Source organism: Aestuariirhabdus sp. LZHN29, assembly GCF_049985285.1.
Classification (GTDB): Bacteria; Pseudomonadota; Gammaproteobacteria; order Pseudomonadales; family Aestuariirhabdaceae; genus Aestuariirhabdus.
Genome location: NZ_JBNIEU010000001.1, coordinates 893,398 through 905,659, shown reverse-complemented (window position 1 = coordinate 905,659; position 12,262 = coordinate 893,398). Strand labels below are relative to the sequence as shown.

Annotated in this window: 11 protein-coding genes; 8 read left to right on the top strand and 3 right to left on the bottom strand. The window is 59.4% G+C overall.

Annotated elements, in window-relative coordinates; translation table 11 throughout:
• Positions 1–8: 8 nt before the first annotated feature.
• Positions 9–1,376, bottom strand: a complete 1,368-nt coding sequence (locus tag ACP3PW_RS04390; RefSeq protein ID WP_426415450.1) for a M16 family metallopeptidase — start codon at positions 1,374–1,376, stop codon at positions 9–11.
• Between the two features lie 182 nt (positions 1,377–1,558).
• Between ACP3PW_RS04390 and ftsY the strand changes: the two genes are divergently transcribed.
• The 4 genes from ftsY to rpoH all read left to right on the top strand — a co-directional run bounded on the left by ftsY (position 1,559) and on the right by rpoH (position 5,419).
• A complete protein-coding gene (gene ftsY, locus ACP3PW_RS04385) occupies positions 1,559–2,656 on the top strand; it encodes a signal recognition particle-docking protein FtsY (RefSeq protein ID WP_426415449.1) in 1,098 nt (365 codons plus the stop codon).
• A 20-nt stretch (positions 2,657–2,676) separates the two neighbouring features.
• The gene (gene ftsE, locus ACP3PW_RS04380; RefSeq protein WP_426415448.1) at positions 2,677–3,339 is read left to right on the top strand and encodes a cell division ATP-binding protein FtsE; all 663 of its coding nucleotides are present in this window, start codon (positions 2,677–2,679) and stop codon (positions 3,337–3,339) included.
• The gene (gene ftsX / locus ACP3PW_RS04375) at positions 3,329–4,387 is read left to right on the top strand and encodes a permease-like cell division protein FtsX (protein ID WP_426415447.1); all 1,059 of its coding nucleotides are present in this window, start codon (positions 3,329–3,331) and stop codon (positions 4,385–4,387) included. The genes ftsE and ftsX overlap by 11 nt, the downstream gene beginning before the upstream one ends.
• Before the next feature lie 177 nt (positions 4,388–4,564).
• Positions 4,565–5,419: an RNA polymerase sigma factor RpoH gene (gene rpoH / locus ACP3PW_RS04370; protein ID WP_426415446.1), complete on the top strand. Its 855-nt coding sequence runs from the start codon at positions 4,565–4,567 to the stop codon at positions 5,417–5,419.
• A gap of 63 nt (positions 5,420–5,482) precedes the next feature.
• On the opposite strand, the gene fdhF is transcribed toward rpoH, so the two are convergent.
• Positions 5,483–8,227, bottom strand: coding sequence for a formate dehydrogenase subunit alpha (fdhF, locus tag ACP3PW_RS04365; RefSeq protein WP_426415445.1), 2,745 nt, complete (start codon positions 8,225–8,227; stop codon positions 5,483–5,485).
• A complete protein-coding gene (locus ACP3PW_RS04360) occupies positions 8,224–9,924 on the bottom strand; it encodes an NADH-ubiquinone oxidoreductase-F iron-sulfur binding region domain-containing protein (RefSeq protein ID WP_426415444.1) in 1,701 nt (566 codons plus the stop codon). The genes fdhF and ACP3PW_RS04360 overlap by 4 nt, the downstream gene beginning before the upstream one ends.
• 133 nt (positions 9,925–10,057) lie before the next feature.
• On the opposite strand from ACP3PW_RS04360, the gene ACP3PW_RS04355 reads away from it, so the two are divergent.
• The 4 genes from ACP3PW_RS04355 to trmB are packed head-to-tail and all read left to right on the top strand — an operon-like array spanning position 10,058 to position 12,175.
• Positions 10,058–10,462 (top strand): DUF423 domain-containing protein, encoded by a 405-nt coding sequence (locus ACP3PW_RS04355; protein WP_426415443.1) that lies wholly within the window; start codon positions 10,058–10,060, stop codon positions 10,460–10,462.
• On the top strand, positions 10,447–10,644 hold the full coding sequence (gene thiS, locus ACP3PW_RS04350; protein ID WP_426415442.1) for a sulfur carrier protein ThiS: 198 nt from the start codon (positions 10,447–10,449) through the stop codon (positions 10,642–10,644). The genes ACP3PW_RS04355 and thiS overlap by 16 nt, the downstream gene beginning before the upstream one ends.
• 44 nt (positions 10,645–10,688) lie before the next feature.
• Entirely contained in the window at positions 10,689–11,474 is a 786-nt protein-coding gene (locus ACP3PW_RS04345) for a thiazole synthase (RefSeq protein ID WP_426415441.1), read from the top strand.
• Complete coding sequence (gene trmB / locus ACP3PW_RS04340; RefSeq protein WP_426415440.1) at positions 11,474–12,175, top strand: tRNA (guanosine(46)-N7)-methyltransferase TrmB; 702 nt, start codon at positions 11,474–11,476, stop codon at positions 12,173–12,175. The genes ACP3PW_RS04345 and trmB overlap by 1 nt, the downstream gene beginning before the upstream one ends.
• Positions 12,176–12,262 lie beyond the last annotated feature (87 nt).

The window sequence follows — 12,262 nt, the reverse complement described above, 5'->3', positions numbered from 1 at the left end:
GGGCTCATTTACTGGGTGGCAACATCCGTTGCAGGCTTGGGCCTGAGGGTGGCGACGGCTAGTCGCTCGGGGGTCAGGTACTTTTGCGCAACCTGCTGGACCTGTTCGGGGGTGATGGCGCTGAGAAGATCGAGTTCCTGGTCGGCGACGCGCCAGCTTTGGCCGATACTTTCGAGCGTACCGATCTGCTGTGCCTGGCTGGAGATAGAATCTTTTTCATAAACCAGCGAAGAGATCACCTGCGCCTTGATGCGGGCGAGTTCCTGCTGGGTAGGTGGGGTCTGTTTCAACGCCTCGATCTGCTCCCAAAATGCGGCTTCCAGATCCTCCAGGTTATACCCCTTTTGGGTGTTGGGTACGCCATTGAGGATGAACAGGTTGTCGCCGCGACTGAAAGGGCTGTAACCGGCTCCGGCGCTTGAGGCGACCTCACTGCCCCGTACCAGCTCACTCTCGATACGGGCGCTGTACCCCCCGTCGAGCACGCCGGAAAGCATACGTAGTGCGTAGGTTTCCCAGGCCTCGCTGGCAGTATTGAGAACCGGCACGTTGAAGCCCATGTAGAGAGAGGGCAGGCGTGCGTTCTCAAGCTCAAGTGCTATACGGCGGGCGCCGGGTGAGTTGATCTCGAATAGAGGTTTGACCACGGGCAGCTCCCGGGCAGAAAGTGGGCCAAAGTAACGGCTGGCCAGTTGCAGCACCTCCTCGGCATCGACGTCGCCAACCACCACAACGATGGCATTGTTGGGGCTATACCAGGCCTGATACCAGCGCCGAAGATCCTCTGCCTGCATCGACTCCAGGTCCTGTTGCCAGCCGATCACCGGATTTCCGTAGGGGCTTGCCTGGTGCGCGGTGGCGAGGAATCGCTCGTAGGCAATGCCAGCTGGCCGGTCTTCGACACGCTGGCGGCGCTCCTCCATGACGACCTGCAGCTCGCGGGCAAACTCCTCATCGGAGATTACCAGGTTGTGCATGCGTTCGGCTTCCAGCTCAAAGCTCAGGGCCAGTCGATTGGCCGCCAGTACCTGATAGTAGGCGGTGGCATCGCGGCTGGTGAAGGCGTTCTCAGTAGCGCCGACACTGGCCATAATGCGCGAAAACTCCCCGGTATCCAGCTGCTTGGTGTCCTTGAACATCATGTGCTCCAGAACATGGGAGAGTCCGGTATGGCCCGCACTTTCGTAACTGGCCCCCACCCGGTACCAGACTTGGGAGACTACCACCGGCGCCCGATGATCCTCTCGCACAATCAGTTTGAGTCCGTTGGGCAAAACATATTCGTGGGTGCTGCTTGTAGCGGCATAGCTTAGGCTGCTGGCAACAAGCAGCGCCAGCAGTGAGGCGAAACGCCCCCAAAGCCCGAAAGTGCGCATGGTGAGATCGATCCTGTTGTGAACGTTTACGAATGTCGAAGAGGGTGAACTAGTGATAGGATACCCATAATTCTGAACACGGGCTATCGAACCGCAAGGGTTCCCGTTGCAACTGTTTTTTTGTAGATAGCCGTATACACAATTGGTTCCATAGTTTGGGCACAAAGCCCCGGGATAAGTTCATGTCCGAGAAAAAACGCTGGTTCTGGCAGCGAGGCGATGAGGCCGCATCCTCCCCGACAGACACCGCGAGCGATAACGGCTCGTGTGCCGAAGACGTTGCTGGAGATCAGCAAGCAGGGTTTATCGCCAGGGAAGTTCCTGTAGCGGAAGAGAAAGAGGACGCCAGCCGAGAGGGGCTGTTCGGACGAATGAAGCGGGGCCTCAGCAAAACCCGCTCCGGTCTGGTAGGGGGCGTAACGACGCTTTTTATCGGCAAGAAAGAGATTGATGATGATCTGCTGGAGGAGCTGGAAACCCAGTTGTTGATCGCCGATGTGGGGATGGCGGCAACCCGGGAGATCATAGATGGCCTGACCCAGCGGGTGCAGTACAGGGAGCTGGATGACGCCGATGCCCTGCTAGGTGCTCTCAAGGCGGAGCTGCGCAAGTTGTTGGAGCCCGCAAACCAGCAGCTGTATATCGATGACAGTAAAACGCCCTTCGTTATTCTGGTGGTGGGGGTCAATGGGGTGGGCAAAACCACCACCATTGGCAAACTCGCCAAGCGCCTGCAACTCGAGGGGAAGAAAGTGATGCTGGCCGCCGGTGATACCTTCCGGGCCGCCGCAGTGGAGCAGTTGGAGGTGTGGGGGGAGCGTAACCAGATTCCCGTAATCGGCCAGCACACCGGTGCCGACAGTGCCTCGGTCATTTTTGATGCGGTAGAGGCCGCCAAGGCGCGTAATGTCGATGTATTGATCGCAGATACGGCGGGACGCCTGCACAACAAAGATAACCTGATGGAGGAGCTGAAAAAGGTCAAGCGAGTGATGGGCAAGCTCGATGACAGTGCGCCCCATGAGGTGTTGCTGGTGGTGGATGCAAGCACGGGGCAGAATGCTCTCAATCAGGCGCGCGAGTTTGATAACACCGTCTCCCTGACGGGTATGGCACTGACCAAGCTCGATGGCACTGCCAAGGGGGGCATTGTGTTCGCGATGGCTCAGGAGATGAAGTTGCCGATCCGTTTTATCGGTGTGGGAGAGCAGATCAACGACCTGCGCCCCTTTGTGGCCGATGAGTTTGTCGATGCGCTGTTCGACGTCGACCGCCTCTAGGGCCGGGGAGCGATCCTTTAGTGATTCAGTTTGATCAGGTAAGTAAGCGCTACCCTACCGGACAGGTGGGTCTGGAAGGGGTGAGTTTTAATTTGGACCCAGGCGAGATGGCTTTTCTGACGGGTCACTCCGGAGCGGGTAAGAGCACGCTATTAAAGCTGGTTATGTTGATGGAGCGCGCCACCCATGGCCAGGTTCGCATCGGTGGCCGTAACCTGCGCAATATGGGGCGCGGCGAAATTCCAGCCCATCGCCGCGAGATTGGGGTGGTGTTCCAGAATCACCAGCTCCTGTTTGACCGTTCGGTATTTGAAAATGTCGCGTTGCCCCTGCAGATAGGGGGTTACTCGCGACAGGATATCGGCAAGCGGGTGCGAGCCGCTTTGGACCAGGTAGGGTTGTTGGACAAGGAAAAACTGCCGCCAATAACGCTCTCCGGCGGAGAGCAGCAGCGGGTGGGAATCGCCCGCGCGGTGGTGCATAAGCCCGCTCTTTTGCTGGCCGATGAGCCCACCGGTAACCTCGATCCGAAACTCTCCGCGGAGATTATGACGCTGTTCGAGCGCTTTAATCAGGTGGGCGTGACGGTATTGATCGCCTCCCACGATATGGCGCTTATCGAAGGCATGCGCCATCGTGTATTGACCCTGAGCCAGGGCAGGTTGGTGAGTGATGGCAGATAACCCTCGCCGAGCCAGCCGCAGCGGCCGCGGAGCCACGCCCATTACACGCCCTAAAGCGGCGGACCAGAAACTCCCGGAATCGGGCGCCCGACGCAAACGGCCGGCAGCACAACGTAAGGCCCGCCCCCATAGTGGTGATCGCTTTGGTGGAGCCTTGCACCATCATCGGCAGATGGTGGGGCAGAGTTTACTGCGGTTACTGGCAGCGCCGGCGGCCAGCATGATGACCTGCCTGGTGATGGCGGTCGCACTGGTGTTGCCCAGTGTCATGCTGGTGGCGGTCGCCAATATCAAACAACTGAGCGCGGGTTGGGACGGTTCTCCGCAACTGACCCTTTACCTGCGAGAGAACGTACAGTCGGCTCCATTGATGCAGCGGCTGGGGAACGACCCACGTATCGAATCGCTGGTGTACCTGTCCGCAGAACAAGCGTTAGCGGAGTTTGAGTTGTACTCGGGGCTAGCCGATGTCACTGCCCAGCTGGAGCACAACCCATTGCCGGCGGTGGTGGTGCTACGGCCTCAGCTTGAAGCGCTGCAAGGAGATCGGGCGCGGCAGTTGTTGAGCGAGATGCAGGAGCTGGCCGAGGTTGAGCTGGCCAGTCTTGACCTGCAGTGGATAGAGCGTTTGCGGCAGATACTCCAACTGGGTGAACGCAGCAGCCTGCTGCTGGCGGCGCTGCTGGCGGTCGCAGTGTTACTGGTGATCGGCAACACCATTCGCCTGGCGATCGAAAACCGGCGTAGTGAAATCGTGATCATCAAACTGGTTGGAGGCAGCGATGCCTATGTGCGCCGCCCATTCCTCTACACTGGCGTGTGGTATGGAACCGGAGCCGGGGTACTGGCCGCACTGTTGGTGCAGGTGTTGGTGTTGCTGGTGGATGGTCCTGCATCGCGATTGGCGGCACTTTACCAAAGCCAGTTTGAACTGCAGGGGCTGGGAATTGGCGCGTCGCTCGGGCTGGTGCTGGTGGGAGCCGCGCTGGGTTGGTGCGGTGCCTGGCTGGCGAGCGTACGCCATTTGCGCCAAATAGAACCCCGTTGATGGCGACGGCGTAGCGAATCGACCGAGGCAGTGGGGCAATAATATTAGGGTAACTCCTTATATTATACCGATATTCATATGCGTAAATTGTCTAAACGGGAACTTCCCGAGCTATTCGCACTCTCAGTGGGAGAGTGTTAAAATCCGCGATCCATCAATATTGGAGCTTTCTGATCAATGCGCACTGAACTACAACGAGTCGAAATGCTGGTGCCGGGGCGTGACCTCGATGCTTACATTCGTGCGGCAAGTAGTGTGGCTATCCTTTCTGCCGAGCACGAGCGGGAATTGGCCGAGCGCCTCTATTTTGATAATGACCTGGAAGCCGCCCGGCAGATGGTAATGGCGCATCTGCGCTTTGTCGTCCACATTGCGCGCAGCTATTCCGGTTATGGCTTGCAGCAAGCCGATCTTATCCAGGAGGGTAACGTTGGCCTGATGAAGGCAGTACGTCGCTTCAATCCTGAGAAGGGTGTACGTCTGGTCTCCTTTGCGGTGCACTGGATCCGTGCCGAGATTCACGAATTTATCCTTCGCAACTGGCGTATCGTCAAGATTGCCACCACCAAGGAGCAGCGCAAACTGTTTTTCAATTTGCGCAGCAATAAGAAGCGCCTGGCCTGGTTCACCAGCGAAGAGGTAAGCAGCCTCGCCCGTGACCTGGGTGTTCAGGAAAAGACGGTACGTGAAATGGAGGGACGTATGTCCAGCCAGGACACCGCCTTTGATAGTCCGGTGGGTGATGATGACGATTCGGCTTACCTGGCACCGGCCTATTACCTTGAGGATAAGCGTTCTGATCCGGCGTCCCAGGTAGAGGATGCCGACTGGAGTCAGCAATCCCTGGATAGCCTGGAGCACGCCATGTCCCAGCTGGACGAGCGTAGTCAGGATATTTTGCAGCAGCGCTGGCTGTCGGAGGAGAAGTCCACTCTCCATGAGCTGGCTGCCCAGTACGGTGTATCTGCCGAGCGCATTCGCCAGTTGGAAAAGAACGCGATGAAAAAGCTCAAGGGAGCGATGATCGCCTGAGATGATTCAAAGTAATACCAAAAAAGCCCCGCAAATGCGGGGCTTTTTTGGTGCTGTGTTCGCCTAGTGGGCGGCCTGCTGGATGCCCTCCATACGCACCGCGCAATACTTGAACTCCGGGATTTTGCCGAACGGGTCAAGTTTAGGGTTGGTGAGCAGGTTGGCAGCGCCCTCAACAAAGCAGAAGGGGATAAAGAGTGACCCCGGCGCAACGGCCTCATCGCTGCGCACCCGGGCCTCGATGCACCCTCGTCGGCTTACCACTCGAACCTGTGCTCCGGCATGAAGTTTCATCTCTCGCAGGGTGAGGGGGTTGGCGCTAACGATAGCCCCGGGTTCCAGAGCATCCAATACCATACTCCGGCGCGTCATGGCGCCGGTGTGCCAGTGCTCCAATAAGCGGCCGGTGGATAAGATCAATGGATACTCCTTATCACAGGCTTCATCGGGCGCTAACAGGCGGGTGGGGACCAGCTGGGCCTTGCCGTTAGCAGTGGGAAACTGCTCGCTAAACAGCACATCGCTCCCCGCACCGCCGGGTGTCGGGCAGGGGTAGGTCACAGAGTCCTCGCGCTCCAGACGCTCCCAGTCGATATGGGTCAGTGACGGCATCGCCCGTTGCATCTCGGCGTAGACCTCGTTGGGGTGGGAATAATCCCACGGAAGACCCATACCCTGGGCGATTGACTGGATGATCCACAAATCCTCGCGGCATTGACCGGGCATGGGCACGGCGGGACGCCCCATCTGTACCTGACGGTTGGTATTGGATACCGTGCCGGATTTTTCCGGCCATGCCGAGGCAGGTAGAATGACATCGGCGAAGGCTGCGGTTTCGGTAATAAAGAGATCCTGCACCACCAGATGATCGAGTTTGGCTAACGCCTGCCGGCTGTGGTTGAGATCCGGGTCTGACATTGCCGGGTTTTCACCCATGATATACATGCCCCGGACCTCACCCCGATGAATGCCATCGATCATCTCGACGACCGTCAGGCCAGGCCTGTCAGGCAACGATACTTGCCATAGCTGCTCAAAGTGAGCGCGGGCAGCGGGGCTGTCGACTCGCTGGTAGTCGGGAAGCATCATCGGAATGAGTCCGGCATCGGAAGCGCCCTGCACATTGTTTTGGCCCCGCAGTGGATGCAAGCCGGTTCCGGGTCGTCCGACCTGTCCGCAGAGCAGTGCCAGCGCGATCAGGCAGCGCACGTTGTCGGTGCCATGGGTATGTTGGCTGACCCCCATTCCCCAGAAAATCATGGCCCGGTCGGCTTTCGCGAACAGGCGCGCCACGTCACGAATGCGATCGGGCTCGATACCGCAATGGGGGGACATGGTTTCGGGCGTACAGTCCACCAGATTGGCTTTAAGCTCCTCAAAGCCTTCAATTCGCTGGGCTACAAACTGCGCGTCAAAGAGGGATTCGCTGATAATCACCTGCAGCATGGCATTGAGCAGTGCGACATCGGAGCCGGGGGTGAGTTGCAACAGGTGGCTGGCGTGCTCGCGCAGACTGTGGCCGCGAGAGTCGATTACCACCAGTTGTGTACCGTTACGAGCGGCTTGTTTGAAAAGGTTGGCGGCGACCGGATGATTGGACTCCGGGTTACAGCCGATGACGATGGCGACATCGGCATTCACCACCTGCATAAAGGAGGCGGTGACTGCGCCGCTGCCTATGCCTTCGAGCAATGCTGCGACAGAAGATGAGTGGCAGAGGCGGGTACAATGGTCGACGTTATTACTGCCGAAACCGGTGCGCACCAGCTTTTGGAACAGGTAGGCCTCCTCATTGCTGCCTTTGGCGGACCCGAGTCCCGCTAGCGCTGTAGGTCCGTATTGCTGGCGTAGCGCGAGTAGCCCTTCACTGGCCCTGGAGAGAGCCTCATCCCAGCTGGCCTCGCGGAAATAGCGCGCCGGGTTGGAGGCATCGAAGGGGATGCTTTTGTCGGGCGCGTCTTCACGGCGGATGAGGGGGCGATGCAGGCGGTCGGGGTGATTAATGTAGTCGAAACCAAAGCGCCCCTTGACGCACAGACGCCCTTCGTTGGAGGGGCCGTCGCGTCCTTCGACGGCGATGATGCGCTCGTCGGAGACCTGATACTGGAGCTGACAGCCCACCCCGCAGTAGGGGCAGACACTGTTTACGGTGCTATCGACCGGCTGTTGGCTGGAGGCGGCCGCGGGGAGCAGGGCGCCGGTGGGACACGCCTGAACGCACTCGCCGCAGGCGACACACGAGGAGTTGCCCAATGCCTCATCGAGGTCGAAGCTAATGGTGGCCTCGATGCCTCGGCCGCTGAGGCCTATGACCCGATTCACCTGCAGATCTTGGCAGGCTTGTCGGCAGAGCTGGCAGTTGATGCAGGCGCTGTGATTAACCCGAATCGCACTGTGGCTAAGGTCTTCGAAGGTCGCATCGCCGGCGGGAAATCGACTCGGCCCCACCCCCAGCTCCTTTGTCCAGCGGTGCAGCTGCTGCTGATGTTCCGTGGCGACGCCATCGGGAAGATCGCTAGCCAGCAGCTCCAGCAGCAGGGTTCGGTTGCGTTGCACCCGTTGCGAGGAGGCGCTGTTGACGCGCATGCCCTCGGTAACCTGGCGGCGGCAGCTGGGAGCCAGAGCCCGCTCGCCCTCGATCTCTACCACACAGGCGCGGCAGTTGCCGTCCGCCGTAAAGCCGGAGTGGTCGGAGCAGCACAGGTGAGGGATCGCCTGATGGGGTTGGGCGGCCTGTAAAATGGTATCACCCGGTTGTGCCGTAGTGGCTTTGCCGTCGAGGAAAAACTGAATCGGAGAGCTGCTCATGGGTGGTTCTCCTTTGCGGCGAGTAGCTCGGGGAAAAAACGAATGATGCTAAGGGCGGGGTTACAGGCGGCCTGCCCCAGGCCACAGATCGAGCTGTCGGCCATCAATTCCGCCAGCTCCTTGATCAGCTCATGGTTCCACTGGCGCTCCCCGACCAACCGCAGCAAACGGTCGCTTCCGAGACGGCAGGGAGAACATTGGCCGCAGCTCTCCTCGCGGAAGAAATGGGTAAGGTTTTTCACCAGCCCGCGCAGGTCGTCTTGGTCGGACAGCACCAGCACTGCCGCCGAACCGATAAAACAGCCATGTTCCTGCAGGGTGCCGAAGCCCAGTGGCAGGTTGGCCAACCGAGCCGGAAGAATGCCGCCCGACGCGCCTCCGGGAAGATAGGCGGCCAGGCGGTGCCCCTCGCTCATGCCGCCACAGTACTCATCGATCAACTCCTGCAAGGTGATGCCAGCGGGCGCCTGCTTGACGCCGGGGTTCTGCACCCGGCCGCTGACACTGAAACTAAGAACGCCCTGCTGGCCACGACGACCCAGGTCACTGAACCATTGGCCGCCGTGCTCAAGGATCTCCCGCACCCGGTAGAGAGTCTCTACGTTGTTGACCAGGGTCGGCTGTCCGAAGAGCCCCTGCTCGGCAACAAAGGGAGGGCGTTGGCGGGGAAAGCCGCGCTTCCCCTCCAGCGATTCGATGAGGGCGGACTCCTCGCCACAGATATAGGCTCCAGCCCCCCGTCGCAGTTCAACATAACCGGCAGGGATGATCTGTTCGCGCTCAAGGGCGGCGATCTCGGTAATAAGCAGCTGTCTGATGCCCGGATACTCATCGCGCAGGTAGAGGTAACAGCGCTGGGCGTCGACTACCCAGGCGGCGACCAGCATTCCCTCCAACATGCGGTGGGGATCGCTCTCCAGGTAGTGGCGATCCTTACAGGTACCGGGTTCGCCCTCGTCCGCGTTGACCACCAGATACCGGGGGCCGGTTTGTTGGCGAACGCTTTGCCATTTGCGTGCAGCGGGAAACCCGGCCCCGCCAAGCCCGCGCAGCCCCGCGAGTTCGAGTTCATCAATCACCTGCTGAGCCTGCAGACTGTGATTTCGACAGCGCTCCAGCAGGCGATAGCCTCCCCCTGTGCGATAGCCCTCCAGTCCGAGGCCTGCAGGAATGCGGGGCGCGCAGTCCCCGCTGGCAATCGCCGCCTGAACGGACTCGACGCTGGCGTATTGCAGACTATTTTCGCCGACCTGCACTGCGGGTGCACCGGTGCAGTGGCCGATGCAGGGGCTGCGCTCGACCTGCACGCCGGCGGCAGGGGTTTGGCTGAGTGAGTTCCACAGGCTCTCCGCGCCGGCCATGGCGCAGCTTGGGTTGGTGCAAACCCTCACCCGAATCGGTTTGGTCGAGGGCCTCTGCTCATCTTCAACCAGATTGAAGTGGGCATAAAAGCTGGCCACGTCCCAAACGTCGGCCTGGCTTAGTCCCAGCAACGAGGCGAGCGCGCAGAGCTGTCCCTTGCTGATGGCACCGAATCTGTCCTGAATCCGGTGCAGGTATTCGACCAGTTGATCCTTGCGTAAGCCGGTGCCGCCGAGAAGCCGGGTTAACTCGGCCAGTGCCTTTGGGTCGACTTGACGGCCCCGTGGTCCATGGCGAGGTAGCGGGCGGATAGCGCTGTGATCTGTGGCAGACATGGATACATTCCCTGAGACAAGTGCCGTTATGATAGAAGTGAGGCTTATGGGAGCGCAACGGCTGGGGTGGTCGAAGAATCTCCGTTATAATGTCGCCCCGATAAACCCCTGACCGATGGAGTGCGACCGCACCATGCGCGTAATCAACCTGATGATCAGTATAGGCGCGATTGGTGGATTTTCGGCAGTGGCGCTGGGCGCGTATGGCGCCCACGGCCTGAGCGGCATGCCTGCACCCTTGCAACAGGCGTATCAGAGCGCTGTGCAGTATCAGTTTTACCACAGTTTGGCGCTGGTGCTGGTGGCGTTGTTGATGCATTGGCGCGGTAGTCGTTTGCTGGTGGTAGCGGGTCTGGGGTTCGCCGTCGGCCTGTTCCTGTTTTGTGGGTCTATCTATCTGCGGCTCCTGTTGGGACTCGATATTCCGCGCCTGCTAACACCTGCGGGAGGCATCGCGTTTATGTTGGGGTGGGCGGGACTGCTGGGGGCTGCCTGGCGTCATCGCGAGAGTAAGGAGGGAGAATGCAGATTCAGTTAAATGGTAAGGATTATGCGCTTAATGAGGGTAGCAGCCTGGCAACCCTGGTTGCTGAGCTGGCCCTGGGTGAGCGCATTGCGGTGGAGATCAACAGGGAGATCATTCCCCGCGGCGAACATGGCCAGCGAGAGCTGCAGCCCGGTGACCGGGTAGAGATTGTAAGGGCCATCGGCGGTGGTTGATGGTGGTGGTGTAACAGCCTTTAATTCCACAGGACAAACAAGTAATGCAACAAGACAAACCCTTTGAGATCGCTGGCAAGGTATACAACTCGCGCCTGCTGGTCGGTACCGGCAAGTACAAAGACCTTGATGAAACCGCAGCTGCAATAGAAGCCAGTGGTGCCGAGATCGTGACGGTTGCGATTCGTCGTACCAACATTGGCCAAAACGCCGACGAGCCCAATTTACTGGACCGGATCTCCCCCGAGCGCTACACCATGTTGCCCAACACGGCAGGCTGCTATACCGCAGAAGACGCGGTGCGTACGTGTCGTTTGGCGCGGGAGTTGCTGAACGGCCATGACCTCGTCAAGCTCGAGGTGCTTGCTGACCAGAAAACCCTGTTTCCCCATGTCACCGAAACCCTGAAGGCGGCTGAACAGCTGGTGGCCGATGGTTTCAAGGTGATGGTCTACACCAGCGATGATCCTGTGGTTGCCCGTCAGTTGGAGGAGATCGGTTGCGTCGCTGTCATGCCTCTGGCCGGATTGATCGGCACCGGGCTCGGAATCTGCAACCCCTATAACCTGCGCATTATTCTCGAAGAGGCCAAGGTTCCTGTATTGGTCGATGCCGGTGTGGGCACCGCCTCCGACGCGGCTATCGCCATGGAGCTGGGTTGCGATGCGGTATTGATGAACACCGCTATCGCCCACGCTGGCAATCCGGTCCTCATGGCTTCGGCAATGCGCAAGGCGATAGAGGCAGGTCGTGAGGCCTATCTCGCGGGCCGTATGCCCAAGCGCCAGTATGCCTCCGCCTCCTCTCCCCTGGATGGTACTTTTTTCTGATGAGCGACCAGCAGCGCAATGTTGAGCATCCGCGCCGTATTCGTAGCTTTGTGCTGCGTGCCGGGCGCATGACGGCCGGCCAGCAAAAGGGTTGGGATGATGGTTTGCCACGCTTCGGTTTGACGCGAGAGCAAGGGACACTGGATCCTGAGGCCGTGTTTGGCCGCGACGCGCCGAGGGTATTGGAGATCGGTTTTGGCATGGGCACCTCGTTGCGGGATATGGCCAAGTCAGATCCGACGCGGGATTTCATCGGCATCGAGGTGCACCGGCCGGGTGTGGGCAGCCTGCTCAATGATGTGATGAAAGAGGAGATTGAAAACCTGCGAGTCTACTGCGATGACGCGGTTGAGGTCCTTAAACAGTGTATTCCGGATGGATCCCTGGCTCGGTTACAGCTTTTTTTCCCCGATCCCTGGCACAAAAAGCGTCACCATAAGCGCCGTCTGGTGCAACCCGAATTTGTACAACAGCTTCGACAAAAACTGGCGGTCGGCGGTGAGTTTCATATGGCTACCGACTGGGAGCACTACGCCGAGCAGATGCTCGAGGTGATGGAAGCCGCCGAGGGGTATCGCAATACCGCGGGCCCCGGCCAATACACCCCACGCCCCGATTATCGCCCGCTGACCAAATTCGAGAAGCGCGGCGAGCGTCTCGGCCATGGCGTCTGGGACCTGGTGTTTGAACGCACCGATTGAGGCCGACGGATCAAAGGTGTGCGGGCAGGCTAGTGACGCAATTCAATGGGTTCGTTTAGCAAGGCGCTCAAGCATCAGGGACGGGTA